This is a genomic window from Actinomycetes bacterium (genome assembly GCA_024222295.1).
GTDB lineage: Bacteria > Actinomycetota > Acidimicrobiia > Acidimicrobiales > Microtrichaceae > JAAEPF01.
Window position 1 is genome coordinate 107,059 of sequence record JAAEPF010000023.1, and the last position, 16,017, is coordinate 123,075.

The window sequence follows — 16,017 nt, forward strand, 5'->3', positions numbered from 1 at the left end:
AGACCCGGAGTCCCCCCAGATGTCACCCAGCCCCAGCGACCCCGTCGAGCGCCTGGTGTCCGGCCCGATCGTCGAGGCGCACACCGATGACACGCTCAACCGCCTCGCCGAGCTGATGGTCGAGGACTCCATCGGCCTCGTCGTGATCCGCGACCAGAACCCGGTCCTGGGCGTTGTGTCCGAGCGCGACATCGTGCGTGCCGTGGCTGAGGGACTCGACTTCGAGTCCGACCGCGCAGCCGACGTGATGGCCCTCGAAACCGTGAGCATCGACGCCTCGGCGTCGATTGCGCAGGCCGCATCCATGATGATCGATGGTGGGATGCGCCACCTTCCGGTGATGAAGGGTGAGAAGGTCGTCGGCGTGGTGTCCATCAGGGACCTGCTGGCAGCCCACACCGACTGAGTCCGGGTGGACCTGGAGGAGATCCTCACCCTCTCCCCGCACGGCTCCGACGTGTGGGTGGGAACGGGACCCACGTATCCATGGGGCGGGCTCTACGGCGGACAGATCGTGGCCCAGGCCCTGCTGGCCGCGGGCCACAGCGCCGATGACGACTACGTCGTGCACAGTGTGCGCGCCTACTTCATCCGGCGCGGCGTGCAGGCCGAACCCGTGCGCTACGAGGTCGACCGGATCCGCAACGGCCGAAGCTTCCAGACTCGACGTGTGGTGGCCCGACAGGACGGTGTTGCGATCCTCAACCTCGAGGCCTCCTTCCAGCGGCCGGAGCAGTCAGCCGATGTGGAGACCGTCGGCGCTGACCGGTCGGTGCCCCGTCCCGGTGACCTCGAGGTCGGGTCATGGTCGCCGTCGTTCGAACGGGCCTTCGTGCCCGGCGCACCCGACAGCTTCGGTGGTGGCCGTGCGGTGGCCTGGCTCAAGGCGGCCGGAAGCCTCGGCGACGACCCCGTCGTGCAGGCCGCCGGATTCGCATTTCTCTCTGATGACCTGCCGACCGATGCGGTCGTGCGGGCCCACCCGGTGGCGGCTGAACCCGAGGAAGTGCGCCATGAGGTGTTGTTCAGCGCCAGCCTTGACCACACGATCTGGTTCCACCGCCCCGGCCGCAGCGATGAATGGCACCTGCACGACTTCAGCTGCCACAGCTTCGTCGGCGGCCGCGGGCTAGCGCTCGGGCACATTCATTCCGCCGGGGGTGACCACATTGCGACGGTGGCCCAGGAGGTCCTGCTGCGCGATACCCGCGAAAGACCCTGACAAATCCGACTGAGCGCTACATCGGTCGCTGATCCTGCCGATTGGACAGGGGGGCCGGTCGGCTCCCGGGCCTTGATGGCCGATCCAACGAGCGGAGGTCACCAGCAGCATGCGGGTCGTGGACGTGCACACGGAGGGCGACGGGGCTCTCGACGCGGTGCTGCACCCGCGCCTGACCGTGCTGACCGGCTTGCAGGCCGAGTGCCAGGAACTTGCGCAGGCGCTGGCCCAGGCGTTCGTACTGGCGGGCAACGGGCTCACGGGCACTGTCGAGTACTCGGGCTTCCACATGCCGCTGGACCAGACGACGGTGGTGTCACTGGACCTGCAGGGCGAGGGGTTCAGGGTCGTGACTGCCGGCGAACTGCCGGAGCCCGACCATGCGACTACCGAGGATGCCGCCGGCGATCTCGAGGAGCGACGGGCGGGCTGGAAGCGCAGGCTCGACGCTGCGAGCCAGCAGGTCGGATCCCTGATGCCACGTGTCGAGGCAACCAGGGCCGCGGTCGAGGTGGGTCGGGCAGAACTCGACGCGGAAGGCGTCGCCCGGGCGGAACTGCTCCAGCAGTCCGAACAGGCAGCCAACCACCCAGCGGAACTCGCCCGGAAGGTCGAGGCGGTACAAGCAGAGCTGTCGGCGGCGGATGCGCACGTAGCGCTGCTCACCCAGCTCGCCCCTGTTGTCGCGGCCGCGTTCCACGCCGACAGCGAAGTAATGCGAAGGGTACGCATCGGCACGGAGCCCGCTGAACTGCGCGACCTGTTGGGCCGGGCAGCCGCGTCGGGACTGCTCTCCGAGGGCCGGGTCGCCGAGCTGACCGACTGGCTGGACTCGGTGGCCGCCGGAACGGCCCGCCCCAATGAGGCGCTCGCCGAGATGCTCTCGGAGGTGGACCAGCTGGAACGACGCTGGGCCGAAGTGTCGGCCGTCGGGGTGGAGGACGAGCCCCCGGTCGTGCAGGCGCGCGAACGCCTCGACGTCTTGACCGTCCGGCTGAGCGCACTCGAGGAGCTCGCCGGCAGCGGGATCCTGGCCGACCGGGCACGAAGTGAGATCGACGCCGCCCACAATGAGCGTGCGCGTATCGAAGGCGAGCGCCATCTGCGTTCAGGTGGTCTCGAGGAAGCAGTCGAAGCCGAGCAGCGGGTGCTGTCGACCTATGGGTTCGACTCCTACCTCGACTACACCATTGCCCTTTCGACCCGCTCGGTCGGTGACGCGGTCGAGTCGACTCTCCAGCGGGTTCGTACCGAACAGGTTGGTTCCGCCGATGCACTGGAGGCGGCCAGGGGTGCCGCCGCAGCCGATCGGACTGCCCTCACCGACCAGCGCAAGGCACTGCGCGAGCGCATCCAGCAGAACTCGGGCGTGGATGCGGATTCGCTCACCGTTGACCTGCTCGCGACCGTGCCCGCACTACCCGGCTCGTTGCACCTGCTTGGCGACGAAGTGCAGGCGGGGATGAACGCGCACGTGCAGCACCGCGGGGAGCTCGTGGCGTACCTCGAATCGATCGAAGCCGAGCAGCAATCGGGTGTCGACCGTCCGGCAGCGCTGGCAGCGCGTGCCGAGGAGCACGCGAGCCGCGCCGCGGCACTAGCTCCGTTGGTGGATCGTGCAGCCCAGGAGCACGAGTCGGCCGCGGTGGAACTTGTCGAGGCTCAGCGGATCGTCGATGAGGCCAACGAGCGCCTCGCCGCCATCGAGCGGCAGTTCGCATCGCTCGCGCTACCCGACGGCGAGGGCTACAGCGCGGCCGACGTGGCCGCGATCGTGACCGGTCTCACGCCAACGCTGGATCCGCACGGCTCCGATCCCGTGCCGGTTCTGATGGTGGACACGTTCTCGCCGCTCGGCTCGTTGGCCACCCAGGCGCTCGAGGCGACCCTCGTGGCCGCCGTGCGGGTGCAGCTCGTCTACATAACCGACGACGAGGCGGTGATCGACTGGGCGGAACGGCTCTCACCGAGTGCCGGCCAACTCGTCCGGCTCGGCAAACCCAACTGGTTCCAGCGCCGCCTCGCCCGGCGGGCGCAGAGGCGTGAGCACAGTCAAACGTGAGGACGGTCAACCCGGAGGTTCCTAACGATCCTTGACCGCAGTGGCGTTCACGCTGCCGGCTCGACCCGGCCGGCCTGCTTCTGCCGGCTGATTGGCCGCTGCGCTGTCGCAGTCGGTCGTTTCTCTGGTTGAATCGGCTTCGGCCTGGACCAGTTGTTCCGGAGCCGAACTGGAGGAGTTGTGCACGATCTCGTGATCAGGGGCGCCACCGTCATCGACGGCACGGGCGCCGAGGCGCGCCATGCCGAGGTTGCGGTCGACGACGGAGTCATAACCGCTGTCGAGGACTCCGTCGGAAACGCGAGGCGCGTGATCGACGGCGACGGCGCCCTGTTGACGCCGGGATTCGTCGACATCCACACCCACTACGACGGCCAGGCCACATGGGATCCGATGTTGTCGCCCTCGTGCTGGCACGGTGTGACGACGATCGTGATGGGCAATTGCGGGGTCGGCTTTGCTCCTGTGGCAGAGGGCCGCCAGGAATGGCTCATCGGGCTCATGGAAGGCGTCGAGGACATCCCGGGCTCAGCGTTGTCGGTCGGCATCGACTGGCGGTGGGAGAGCTTCGGTGAGTACCTCGACGCACTCGAGGGGACTCCGCGCACGATGGACATCGGCACACAGGTCCCCCACGGAGCGGTGCGCGCGTACGTGATGGGCGAAAGGGGAGCGGCGAACGAGGCCGCAACACCCGAAGACATCACCGCGATGGCCGACATCGTGCGCGACGGAATCCGGGCGGGTGCGCTCGGGTTCTCCACCAGCCGTACCCTCGCCCACCGCGCAATCGACGGCGAGCCGGTTCCGGGCACGTTCGCGGCCGAGGACGAGCTCTTCGGCATCGGCGAGGTGCTGGGCGAACTCGGCACCGGCGTGTTCGAGTTGGCGCCCGCAGGTGCCCTCGGCGAGGACCTGGCTGCTCCTGAGAAGGAAGTCGACTGGATGGTGCGGCTGTCGGAGTCGATCAACCGACCCGTGAGCTTCGCCCTCACACAGAACAACGAGGATCCCGTGCAGTGGCGACACCTCCTCGACCTCGTGGGAAGGGCAAATGCCGGCGGCGCCAGGGTGAGGCCCCAGGTGCACGGGCGCACCGTGTCGTTGCTCCTCGGCTTCCAGACCTTCCATGCCGCGCAGTTCTGCCCGTCCTGGGCGGAGCTCGGACTCGGACTCATGGACTGGCAGCAGCAGGTTGCCGAGGTGTCGCGCCCCGAGGTCCGCGAGCGACTGGTCCGTGAACTGCAGTCCATGGAGGACGACCCGATCGTGATGGGCTTCATGAACCCCGCGAGCACGTACCTGCTCGGCGACCCTCCTGTGTACGAGCCCGGGCCCCAGCGGTGCGTGGCCGAGATCGCGAAGTCCGAGGGCCGCTCGATGTGGGAGACCCTCCTCGACGCGATGCTGGCTGACGGCGGCAGGGAGCTGCTCAACTCGCCGGTGCTCAACTACAGCGACGGCAATCTCGACGCGGTGCACTCCATGCTGTCGGATCCCAACTCGGCATTCGGTCTGGGTGACGGGGGAGCGCATGCCGGGCAGACCTGTGATGCGTCCACCACTACGTTCCTGATGACCCACTGGGCCCGTGATCGCCAGGGCGACAAGCTTCCGCTCGAACAGGCGATCCACAAGATGACCGGCGCAACGGCGGACCTCTACGAGCTCGGTGACCGGGGCCGACTACAGCCCGGCAAGGTGGCCGACCTGAACCTGATCGACTTCGACTCGCTGGCGCTCAGGCGCCCGCAGTGGGTGACCGATCTGCCGGGCGGCGCAGGCCGGCTGGTGCAGCGCTCCGAGGGCTACCTGGCCACGATCAAGTCGGGCGAGGTCACGATGGAGGGCGGCGAGCCCACGGGCGCTCGCCCGGGCGGGCTGCTTCGGGGGTCGCGGTGACCGACGCGGACCGCACCTCGATGGACCCGGTCGACGTGACCCGGCAGTTCTGGCAGGCCCTCTACGCGCACGACTGGGATGCAGTTGGGTCGTTCTTCGGCCCTGAGTCGGTCTACTTCGACGTGCCGACCGGGCCCTCGACGGCGGCGAAGGGCCCCGACGACATCGTGCATCGTCTGCGCCTGGGTCTCGACCCGGTCTCGGGGCACGATCACGGTCCCAGCACGGTGGTGGTGGCGGACCCGCCTGTCGTGATGACCGAGCACACCGAGATCTGGCACTGGCCCACTGGCGAAACCGCCACCCTGCCGTTCGTGTCGGTGATGTACGTCGAAGCCGGCGTGATCACCATGTGGAAGGACTACTGGGACTACAACACGCTGCTGGATGCTGCACCCGCGGACTGGCAGGAGAGGCTCTTTTCAGCCGACCTGCACTGGATCCACGACGCGACGGGCCATCCACGGGCCTGACGGGTCGCACGGATCCACCTTGCAAGTGGCATCGGTGTCACGATCGACGTACACACCAGCGTGTCGGGCTGACGAACGCCGATCAACCGGTGATGGCGTTCCATATGACCGCCAACGACGGCACGATGCTGACCACGAGCATCCCGGCGAGGGCCAGCCATGATCCGACGCGGATCCAGGTCCGGGCGGGTCGGAGTCCCGGCAGGGCCTCAGGGTCCTCGCCGGGCTCGGGGTGGCCTAGGTCGTCGATTGGCCGGGCAGCGCCCGACGAATCGCTGGCAGGCCGGGATTCCTCGAGCAGCAACAACTCGAACTCCGCCTCGAGGCGCTGTTCGGCCGGCACCACGACAGTGGCCCCACCGAGACCTGCATATGCCGAGCGGTCGAGGTTGGTGCGGGTGGTCGCTTCTATGCCCTGGGTACGCAGATAGGAAACCAGCAGGTCGGCCTGGGTGGCCGATGAGGTCCTCGATACGACGACCGCCGATCGCATCGGCACATCCTAGGTTGGCCCGGAAGCCGGGTGTAGCAGGGCGGCGGCTTCCACGAGCGCCTCGACCAGCGAAAGCGTGTGGGGCACGAACGGCGACGACCCGAAGTCATGGTCGGACCAGACCGGACTCGTGCCCCTGACACGCGGGGGCAGTTCCACCTGCACGCCTGCGCCGCGCACGAGGTTGACCGGATTCGCCGGGTGCACCCCCCGGTACTGCGGGGGGATCTCGTCCAGCTCGTCGATCACCTCGTAGCCGTCGAGGTGATCGCGAAGTGTGCGGCCCACGACGCCGGCATGGGCCCGACCACCGCCCCCCACGGCGATGGTCAGCCAACGATTCGGGTGTTCGCGGACTCCGCCATAGCCGTGCACCGAGATCGCCACCTCCACGTGGTCACAGAACGCGGCCAGCCGCTCCGATTCGGCCGGGTCGAACCGGTGTGACGGAACATGCCAGGTGAGGTCGTCGGGTTGCACCACGGCGTACAGCGACGAATCGCTGCGCCGGGAGGCTTCGTGTGCGATCTCGTACGTCGTCGCCTCGAGACCGCCGTGAAGCGCCATGAACCCCACAGGCGAGCGCAACTCGAGGTGTTCCTCGACACCCCTTGACCCGAGAAGCTCGCCGAGCATCTGCGCAGGGTACGTGAGGGAGCCGTGGCGGGCAGCGCGCCGGCGGCTTCAGGAACCGCCGGCGACCGGAGCGATTCCCAGGTCGCGGTAGGTGAACACGGGCAGGTACGGCACCCCGTGCTCCTCGAAGAACCTAGCGGCCACGTCGCCGCGGTCGATGAGGGTTGACGCAGCCACCACGGTTGCACCCGTGTCTGTCACGTGGTGGAACGCCTTCTGGATCGATCCGCCGGTGGTAACGGCGTCATCGACCAGGAACACGCGCTTGTCGGCGCCCAGCTCGGCTCCTTCCACGAGCTGGTCGGTGCCGCGACCCTTCGGCTTCTTGCGCACGACGAACCACTCGGTGTCGTCGTCGAGCCAGGCCGCCACCCCATGGGCGAACTGGTCCGCGCCGAGGGTGAGTCCACCCACCGCGTCGAAGGCAATGCCCGCCGCGCCGACGGACTCCGCCATCACTTGGCAGGCGAGCCGCAGGTGGCGCCCGGCGGCGAGTGCCCGCTTGCCGTCCACGAAGTCGTGGCTCATCTCGCCCGAAGACAGCTCGCGCGGCTCCTCGAAGTGGATCAGCCCGCGTTCGCGTACCACCTCGAGCAGCTCGCCTCGCCGGGCCTCATGGTCGGTGTCGGTGCCTTGCGGTGCCATGGGCCCATTCTGGCCCAGCTCCGTGGCGGTGACGGTATGGTCTCGCCGGTGCCCGCCGATTCACGCGCCGCGGACGGTCCGGTCCTCGACGAGGCCCAGACTGTCGCCGACCTTGTGGTTGCACGGGCGGACGATGCCCACACGGCCATCGTGTCCGAGCACGGTTCGTGCACCTGGTCAGAGCTCGTTGAGGCGGCGGGCCGACGCGCCGCCCTGCTCACCTCGCTGAGGGTCGATGGCCCGTTCAACGTTGGAGTGCTCCTCGACAACTCGCCGGAGTACATCGAGCTCCTGTGTGGCGCGGCGCTCAGTGGGGCGACGCTCGTGTGCCTCAACTCCACCCGGCGCGGCGACGAGCTGGCGGCGGACATCAACCACACCGACTGCCAGCTGTTGGTGACCGATGGTGCGCACGCAGCGCTTCTCGATGGTCTGGACACGAGCCTGTCCAACGATCGCGTGCTGCTGTGTGACAGCACCGCCTACGCGGCCGCGCTCGACTCGGTGGCCCCGGCCGCCTCGTCGCCGGTGGCTCCCGATGACCTCTACCTGCTGATCTTCACGTCGGGCAGCTCGGGTGCACCCAAGGCCGTGCGGATGACCCACGGGCGTGCTGTACGAGCGGCCGACTCGCTGTTGTGTGGCCGCGACGATGTGCCCTACTGCGCGATGCCGTTGTTCCACGGCAACGCCCTCAATGCCTGCTTCTTTCCCGCCCTGGGTGTCGGCGCCACGATCGCGCTGCGCCGGAGGTTCTCCGCATCGGCATTCCTCGATGACGTCCGGCGCCACGGCTGCACCTACTTCAGCTCGATCGGCCGGGTACTCAACTACGTGCTCGCCACACCGGAGCGCCATGACGACGCCGACAACCCCCTCAAGCTCGTGCTGGCGCCAGAGGCGTCGGCGAGAGACATGGCTGACTTCGAGCGACGGTTCGGCTGCCCAGTCCTTGCCGGCTATGGATCGTCGGAGAACGCGGTCATCCTGTTGCCGGCACCCCGGTCGGCCGCCGGGGCCCTTGGCGTGGCACCGCAAGGGGAGGACATCGCGGTTGTGGACCCCGATACGGGCCAGGAGTGCCCCCCGGCGGAATTCGACTCCAACGGCAGACTGCTCAACGCGGAGCAGGCCACCGGCGAGCTGGTGGGGCGCAACGCGCTGGGCCGCTTCGAGGGCTACTGGAACAACCCGGACGCGAGCACTGAACGAAGCCGCGACGGCTGGTACTGGTCAGGCGACCTCGCCTACCGCGATCGCGACGGTGTGTTCTGGTTCGCCGGTCGCACGTCTGATTGGATCCGCGTCGACGGTGAGAACTTCCCGACCGCTCCTGTGGAGCGCATACTCGAGCAGTTCCACGGGGTGCGCACCGCAGTGGTTTACGGCGTGCCCGACGTGCGCAACGCCGAGGACCAGGTGATGGCGGCGCTGCAACTCCACGATCCGGCGCAGTTCGATCCCGGGGAGTTCCGCACGTTCCTGGCCGGGCGTGCCGATATGGGCACCAAGTGGGCTCCGGGCTTCGTGAGGGTTGCGGCTGACCTTCCGGTCACGGGAACCAACAAGGTCGACAAGCGCGCGATGCGATCGGCCGCGTGGTGCACCAGTGATCCCGTGTGGTGGCGCCCCGACCGTCGCGCCGAGACCTATGTAGAACTCGTCGATGCAGACGTGGAGGGCTTGTTGGAACAGCTGCGGTCGAATCGGCCCGGGGTGGAACTGCAGCCCGAGCCCTGACCCCGGGGAAGCGCTCCGGCGCCTGCTGCTAGGTCTGCGGGGTGGTTGAGACCAGGTCCCAGGTGCCGTCCTCGGTGTAGGTGACGGTGCCGACTGGTGAGTCCGAGTCGATGTTGGACGAACGGATTCCCCGCAAGGGAAGCCCGTCAGAGGCGCGGAACCAGTACTCGTTGCGGTTGGTGCCGGACTGGGCACCCGAGATCTCGTGGTCCTGGGTGATGTGGATTGCCTCGAGCTCCTCGTCGCCGACCGTGAGGGTCACGCGACCGACGTGCGTGTCGATTCCCGAGGTGATCGTCGTGCCCTCGACCGCGTCGTTGGTGCCTGCACAGCTTCTCTGTTCGGCGTGGCCGGCATCCTTGTCGAAGTCGAGGAACAGGATCGGCGGGTCACACACGAACGTGGACAGGTTCTCCACCTGCGCCGCGCCCAGGTCCCACTGCTGGTAGGTGTGCCCCCCGTGTTCCATGATGCGATCACCGTCGCGACAGAGGTTCCAGTCCTGCCAGTGCGCCTCGTTGTAGTCGATCCGCACCGAGTAGCAGTCGGACTCGTCAGCAGCTGAGACGGTCATCGGCATTGTTGCGCCGTCGGCCTGCTCCACCGGCGGGAACGAGATTGCCTCGCGGCCTTCACCGGCCAACTCGTACACCCCCGGGGCGGGTGTCGCAGCGGCATCGGCGGTCGCGCCGGAGTCCTCGTCCTCGGAGCGGAAGTCCTCCAGGGCGTCGTCGACCGAGCGCGCCTCCGGTTCTTCGCGCATGGCGAACAGCACGGCCACCACACCCACGGCCACGACGATCACGGCCCCGATCACGGCGAACGGCATCCACCAGCGCATGACACCAAGGTAGCGACGCAGGGGCGGCGGGCCGGAGTCGACCCGCTCCGAGACCGGGACCAGCCCGGCTGTACGGCCGGATCGGCCACAGGAAGTAGGTGCGGTGCCTCGAGGCTGGATCGCGGTCGGAAACTGAAGCTGGTTCACAACGGGCAAGAACTGATACGGTCCCGAAGGGCAGTTCGGCGACCATCCCCGGGGGGATCGATGAAGCACCGATCGGTTAGGCGATCAGTTGGCGCGCGACTGGCGGCCGTAGCGGCCGTGCTGGCGGTTGTGGGCGCTTCCTGCACGACCACGCCCGGAGGCGGCGGCACACCGCCGTCCGCCCAGCAGTTCTGCGAGTTCTTCGAAGAGGTTTCGGTCGACCCACCCGAGCCCGATGAGACGGTGCTGGTCAAGGACGATGTCGTCGCGATGGCCGAGGACACCAATGTCACCGGCAACGACTGCGACGACTCCAATGCCGAGGTCGAGCTCGACGGCGCGCTGCTGGCAGAAGGCGAAGAGGTGCCCTCCGAGCTCGGAGAGCCTGGAGCCGAGCCCATCGCTGCGATAACCGGCGACGAGATCTCCGCCGGTGAGCCGGTGCTGGACAACGTGAGCGTCCACGCGCTCTCGGCCTCCATCAGCCAGGCGGGAATCGTCCTCACGGGCAACGTGCGCGTGACGATCTCCGGGGTCACCTCGACCATCGGGTTCCAGGGCACGTTCCTGAACCTCGACAACTGGTCGGTCAGCCTTTCCTCCAGCGCCCTCACCATCCCGGGTATCACCACCGGCCCGGTGGTGTTCTCCGGCACGCTTGCCTACAGCTACGGGGTTCCTTCGCTGAACCTCTCGGCGAACGCCTCTGAAGTGCAGATCGGCGACATCAAGGTCACCGGGGCGTCCATCAACCTTTCTGCTTCGCAGGCCACAGGGGTCGAGGCCTCGGTCGCGGGCAGCCTGAAGGTGGGTCCGAGCACGGCCACCGGCACCGTGCACGTCGAGTTCGACCGTGCCGGTGCCCTCGTGTCAGCCAACGCGGACATCTCGGCACACCTCGTCGGCTACCAGGCCGGCGGCGACATGATCGACCTGCAGGGAACCGTGAAGCTCGAGGGCAACGCGGACGAGACCACAGTGTCGTTCAGTGGTAGCGGGATCGTGGGCGACCTCCAGGTCAACGCCGCCAACGGCTCGCTCACGCTTGCCACCAACAAGGCCACCTTCGTCGGCAATCTCGACGTGCAACAGGGCGGCAGCTGGGTGCGCTTCAACGGCTCGATCGTGTGGGACGGGATCACCGCCTACACGCCATTCCTCACCCTCGAGGGCGGCGGCGAGTACTCCGGCACGCTGGCCGACGGCCAGGCCGTACGCGCGGCCGGCACCATCGAGACAACGGTGATCGGCAACCAGCTCCGCACCGTGCTCACCGGCGAATTCGAGGTGGGCACGCTTGCCGCCAGCGGCGAGGCGATCATCGAGGTCAACGGTGCGAGCACCGCCCTCTACATCGACGCCGACCTGGTCGGGGCAGGGTTCGACGCCGGGCTCGACGGCGCCGTGGTGATCACCGACGGGCTCGCCGAACAGGTCCAGCTCACCGCCGCGGTGAACGGCGAAGTGGTACTGGGCGACACCACACTCACGGGAGCGACGCTCGCAATCGAGAGTTCCTACGGCAGTCCGCTCGACATCAGCTTCTCGGGTGGTATCGAGGTCGGCAACGAGACCAACCTCACCGGCAGTGTGGATGCGAGCTTCGGTCCGACCGGAACACTGCTGAGCCTCGTCGGCCAGGTGGACGGGACCCTCACGCTCGATTCATGGGGACTGCTCAACTTCTCGGGTTCGATCGTCGCGAGCCCCGAACAGGTGACCATCACCGGCTCGGGCGGCGTCTCCACGATCAACTTCCCGTTGGGGATCAACTTCAGCGGCTCGCTCACTTCGTCGCTGACCACGCCGAGTTGGTCGCTCAACGGTTCGGCACAGTTCCGCATCGGTTCTCTGGACATTGCAAACGCCAGGGTGAAGCTCACCCAGGGCGCAGGGGCCAGGGTCACCCGCGGCGGTTTCTACTTCTCGATCCTGTTCATCCCGACCTACTTTGAAGCCGACTTCCACCTCTTGCCGGGTGGCGGTTGCTCGAAGGTGGACATCACCGGCGGTTCACTGCTCGCGAGGCCTCTGCTGGCCCTTGCACTGCCCAGCGTGGTGGGCTGCCCGGTCAACATCTGAGCGGTACGGACTGACCCGGTGGGTCCGGCAGGCGGACCCGGACACCGAAAATCGAATGACGTTCATTGACACGTAATCAAGTGATTTGGTAGCAATTGTGAAGTGTCAGCTGGCTGCTGACGGCGATTCCTTTTTGGGGGGAACATGAAAGCACGGCGCGTTCTGGTGTCCGTGGTGGGGGCTGTGGCGCTTGTCGCTCTTGCCTGCACCACGCCGGGAAGTGGGGGAGGCCCCACCACTACGACGGTCCCGACCGGGCCACCCGATGCCGTGGCCGGTGCGTCTCCCACCGTTGGCAACGCGCCGCTCAACGTGAGCTTCGACTCGAGTGGGTCCAATCCCGGCACTGGCACCGGCCTCACCTACGAGTGGGACTTCGGGGATGGAAGCCCGGTGTCCAGCGCCGCCAACCCGTCACACGTGTATGACACGCCGGGTAGCTACGACGCTGTGCTGCTGATGACCAACTCGTTGGGCGGATCGTTCTCGGCACCCGTGACGATCACCGTCAACGTCGACCCCGACCCCAAGTTCTATGCGCGCACCGACGGCAGCAGCGGCGCCGCGTGCGGGCCACTCGCGGATCCGTGCTCGACCATCTCCGAGGCCCAGAGCAACGCGGTCGCCAACGGCATCTCCAAGGTCCGCGTTGCGGGCGGCTCCTACACCGACCCGATCTCGCTCGCTTCGGGCATCGACATCACCGGCGGCTGGGAACAGGACTTCAGCGACTTCGGTCCCTCCGAGGTCACAACGATCTTCGGCACCGGCACCGCGACTCCGGTGACGATCGACGGTGTCAGCAACTCCAGCATCAGCGGTGTCAGCGTCCAGGGTGTCGCGCGGACCTCCGGCAACGCAGTCGGTATCGAGGTGACCGGTGGTGCGACCGGCATCAAGATCGGTGACATCAACAGCCCCGACACGCTTGTGGCCGGTGGCACAGGTCCCAACGCCACCGGCGTGCTCGTGTCGGGCGGCTCGCTGGTCAGCGTCGAGAATGCCGACATCAACAGCGGCACCACAACCGGGGCCGGGTCGAGCGCCTATGGCCTGCGGGCACTGGGGCTCTCGGTCGTCAACGTGACCCTCTCCGAGGTGACCGGCCAACCGGGCATCGACGGTGTCGACGCCCCAGGCGGTACCCCGGCGCAGGCAACCTCCGGCAATGGCGGCGGCGGTGGCAGCGATGCCAGCGGCCCCAGCAGCCCCGGCAACGGTGGTGGCGGCGGTGGCGGCACCACGTACGGCGGCGGCGGTGGCGGTCGCGGCGGCCAGTACAGCGGTAGTGGCAACAGCGGCAGCGGCGGCTCCGGTCCTGGTGCCGGCAGTGGCGGCGGCGGTGGCTGCGGCTCGCTGTTCGGCTGCGGTGGTGAGGCCGGTGGCGGCAGTGAGGGCACCGCGGGCGCTGCAGGAACGGCTGGGGCTGCGGGTTCCAATACGCCGACTGCGGGCGATCTCTGGAGCTCCACCAACGGCACAGCCGGCACAGCTGGTAGCGCGGGCAGCGGCGGCGGCGGCGGTGGTGGCGGCAAGTCCGCCAGTGCTTCCGGCGGTGGCGGTGGCGGTGGCGGCGCCGGTGGCAACGGTGGAGCAGCCGGGTCTGTGGCCGGCACCTCCGGCGGCGGCTCGTTCGGTATCTACGCCAATGACGCCAGCGTCAACGTCTCGTCCTCGACCGCCACGTCCTCTGCCGGCGGAGTCGGCGGCGACGGGGCGGCGGCCGGTCGCGGTGGCAACGGTGGCAACGGTGGCGACGGCGGCAACAAGTCCTGCTGTGAGGCCGGCGGTGGCGGCGGTGGCGGTGGCGGCGGTGCCGGTGGCGGCGGTGGCGGTGCCGGTGGCGGTGCCGGTGGTCCGTCGATCGGGATCTACCACATCGGTGTCGGCACCCTGACGCTCACCGCAAGTGCCCAGTTCCGCCCTGTGTTCCCCTCCTCGGGTGGAACCGGTGGCGCATTTGCAGCGCCGGCGACCGGCGGCGTCGGCGGCATACGCGGCAACTGTGCCCTGATCGGTGGCTGCGGCGGTGGTGCCGACGGCGGCACGTCCGGACCGGGCAACACCGGCCCGGCCGGCGGCCAGGGGCCCAACGGCCAGCTGTTCAGGGTCTGGGACAACGGCACCACGACCAGCTGATCCAGCGCCTGCGGCAGCGGGCTCTCAACGACGACAGACGGGGCCGCCTGTGTGGGGTGGTCCCGTCGTCGTGTCCGAGCCCCGCCGCACCATGGCCCGGTTGATCCCCGAGCGGTTTCGGTGGTGCTCAATCATGTCTGGCGCTATCGGGCACCAACAGAGCCAGTCAGGATCCAGGCACCAGCCTCCCAACTCGGGATCCTGTGCTGGAGTCGGGCGACCGTTTTCGCCTGAGGCATGTGCTTGCGTGTGGACGGTCTCGGGGAGCGCGATCTAGGTGTCGCTGATCTCGCCCGAAGCCTGGCCGTTTTTGCAGCTCTTGTCGCGGTACATGTCGCGATCCGCAGCGTCCAACAGGCCTTCCGGGGTCTGGGCGTCTGTGGGGAAGCGCGCACGGCCCAGCGAGACGCTCGGGTAGATCACACCGGCGTCAGTCGTTATGGGTGACTCGAGGTTGCTGGTGAGTCTCCGGTAGATGGCCTCAAGGTCCCATTCGTCTTCGGCCTCTTCGGCCAGTACCACGAACTCGTCGCCGCCAATCCGGCCGGCCTCATCGGTGGAGCGCATGGACTCACTCAGTCGTTCACCGATTTGGCAGAGCACGGCGTCGCCGATTGCGTGGCCGTACTCGTCGTTGATGGACTTGAAGCGGTCAACATCGATGTAGATCACCGTTACTTTCCGGTTGTAGCGCTTTGACCGCTCCACCATCTTGTTGAGGCTCTCGAACAGCGAGCGACGGTTGGGCAGTCCAGTCAGTGAATCGGTGGCTGCTGCCTGCACGAGTTTCTGGTTCAGATCAAACCGCTCGATCGAGTGACGAATGGTCCTCCGCAAGGCCTTGACCGACACCTCGTCCTTGCTCAGATAGTCCTGGGCGCCCAGTGAGAGGCAGGTCGAGTCCAGCTCCGCGTCGTCGGAACCAGTCAGAACCACCGTAGGAATGGAACCAACTTGCTCCAGCCATGTGCGCAGGGTGTCGAGACCGGCACTGTCATCGAGATTCAGGTCGAGAAGGCAGATGTCGAATGCGGAGTCCGAGGCGGAGTCCACAGCCTCTGTCAAGGAACTGCACTCAGTGGCGATCATATTGGGAATAGCGTTGTTCAACGCTCGCATCAGAAGTCGGCGGTCAACAGTGGAGTCCTCGACGACCAGCACCCGGCGCTCGATGCTCACGTTCGCACGCCCAACGGTGTGGGTGCCTCCGCGAACCTTGCCCAGATGACGCAGATTGCGTCGATCAAGCAGGTCCAGTCCTGCAGATGGTGTGGCTTGCCGACGTGTGCAACTGCACCGAGATCGTACGAGCGCCGAACGTCCTCGGTGGTGGAAGAAGTGCTCAGAACGAGCATTGGGAGGTGCTCGCGCAAGTGACCCGCAGAAGCTGCCTCGAGCAGATGATGCCCGCTGAGCCCGGGGAGATGAAGGTCGACGATTGCCAGTGAGGGCCACGGGTCGGTGGGCTCGAGCGATGACAGATACTCCAGGGCTGCCTCAACGCTGCTTTCGACATGGAGTTCCGGAATCCAGCTGGCTTGCCCCAGGGCTCTGCACAGGACTCGCACGTCGGTAGGGTCGTCCTCGATCAAGAGAAAGACGGGAGTGCCAACGCGAGCAGGGATGACCACGCCT

The 16,017-nt window shown here is 67.5% G+C and carries 14 protein-coding genes; 8 read left to right on the top strand and 6 right to left on the bottom strand.

Annotated features, from left to right (window positions below; translation table 11 throughout):
- Positions 1 to 19 precede the first annotated feature (19 nt).
- From GY812_06375 to GY812_06395, 5 genes are all read left to right on the top strand, one after another.
- Positions 20 to 406, top strand: coding sequence for a CBS domain-containing protein (locus GY812_06375; GenBank protein MCP4435114.1), 387 nt, complete (start codon positions 20 to 22; stop codon positions 404 to 406).
- Between the two features lie 21 nt (positions 407 to 427).
- A complete protein-coding gene (locus GY812_06380; GenBank protein MCP4435115.1) occupies positions 428 to 1,222 on the top strand; it encodes an acyl-CoA thioesterase II in 795 nt (264 codons plus the stop codon).
- A gap of 118 nt (positions 1,223 to 1,340) precedes the next feature.
- Entirely contained in the window at positions 1,341 to 3,284 is a 1,944-nt protein-coding gene (locus tag GY812_06385) for a hypothetical protein (protein ID MCP4435116.1), read from the top strand.
- Between the two features lie 180 nt (positions 3,285 to 3,464).
- On the top strand, positions 3,465 to 5,186 hold the full coding sequence (locus GY812_06390; protein MCP4435117.1) for an amidohydrolase family protein: 1,722 nt from the start codon (positions 3,465 to 3,467) through the stop codon (positions 5,184 to 5,186).
- A gap of 20 nt (positions 5,187 to 5,206) precedes the next feature.
- On the top strand, positions 5,207 to 5,659 hold the full coding sequence (locus GY812_06395) for a nuclear transport factor 2 family protein (GenBank protein ID MCP4435118.1): 453 nt from the start codon (positions 5,207 to 5,209) through the stop codon (positions 5,657 to 5,659).
- 82 nt (positions 5,660 to 5,741) lie between these two features.
- On the opposite strand, the gene GY812_06400 is transcribed toward GY812_06395, so the two are convergent.
- From GY812_06400 to GY812_06410, 3 genes are read right to left on the bottom strand one after another with little or no spacing between them, the layout of a single operon-like run.
- The gene (locus GY812_06400) at positions 5,742 to 6,152 is read right to left on the bottom strand and encodes a hypothetical protein (GenBank protein ID MCP4435119.1); all 411 of its coding nucleotides are present in this window, start codon (positions 6,150 to 6,152) and stop codon (positions 5,742 to 5,744) included.
- 9 nt (positions 6,153 to 6,161) lie between these two features.
- A complete protein-coding gene (locus tag GY812_06405; protein ID MCP4435120.1) occupies positions 6,162 to 6,788 on the bottom strand; it encodes a hypothetical protein in 627 nt (208 codons plus the stop codon).
- A gap of 48 nt (positions 6,789 to 6,836) precedes the next feature.
- Positions 6,837 to 7,433, bottom strand: a complete 597-nt coding sequence (locus tag GY812_06410; GenBank protein MCP4435121.1) for an orotate phosphoribosyltransferase — start codon at positions 7,431 to 7,433, stop codon at positions 6,837 to 6,839.
- Positions 7,434 to 7,469: 36 nt separating this feature from the next.
- On the opposite strand from GY812_06410, the gene GY812_06415 reads away from it, so the two are divergent.
- Positions 7,470 to 9,173, top strand: coding sequence for an AMP-binding protein (locus GY812_06415; protein ID MCP4435122.1), 1,704 nt, complete (start codon positions 7,470 to 7,472; stop codon positions 9,171 to 9,173).
- 28 nt (positions 9,174 to 9,201) lie between these two features.
- Here the strand turns inward: GY812_06415 and GY812_06420 are convergent, their stop codons facing one another.
- Positions 9,202 to 10,014 carry a hypothetical protein gene (locus GY812_06420; GenBank protein MCP4435123.1) on the bottom strand — a complete coding sequence of 271 codons (813 nt, stop codon included), beginning with the start codon at positions 10,012 to 10,014 and terminating at the stop codon, positions 9,202 to 9,204.
- Between the two features lie 207 nt (positions 10,015 to 10,221).
- On the opposite strand from GY812_06420, the gene GY812_06425 reads away from it, so the two are divergent.
- Both GY812_06425 and GY812_06430 read left to right on the top strand, forming a co-directional pair.
- The gene (locus GY812_06425) at positions 10,222 to 12,243 is read left to right on the top strand and encodes a hypothetical protein (GenBank protein ID MCP4435124.1); all 2,022 of its coding nucleotides are present in this window, start codon (positions 10,222 to 10,224) and stop codon (positions 12,241 to 12,243) included.
- 144 nt (positions 12,244 to 12,387) lie between these two features.
- On the top strand, positions 12,388 to 14,382 hold the full coding sequence (locus tag GY812_06430; GenBank protein ID MCP4435125.1) for a PKD domain-containing protein: 1,995 nt from the start codon (positions 12,388 to 12,390) through the stop codon (positions 14,380 to 14,382).
- 273 nt (positions 14,383 to 14,655) lie between these two features.
- Here GY812_06430 and GY812_06435 read toward each other — a convergent pair whose 3' ends face one another.
- Together GY812_06435 and GY812_06440 are read right to left on the bottom strand one after the other, a co-directional pair.
- Positions 14,656 to 15,561, bottom strand: a complete 906-nt coding sequence (locus GY812_06435) for a GGDEF domain-containing response regulator (protein ID MCP4435126.1) — start codon at positions 15,559 to 15,561, stop codon at positions 14,656 to 14,658.
- Positions 15,558 to 16,013, bottom strand: a complete 456-nt coding sequence (locus GY812_06440; protein ID MCP4435127.1) for a response regulator — start codon at positions 16,011 to 16,013, stop codon at positions 15,558 to 15,560. Before GY812_06440 ends, GY812_06435 begins: the two co-directional genes overlap by 4 nt.
- Between the last annotated feature and the right edge of the window lie 4 nt (positions 16,014 to 16,017).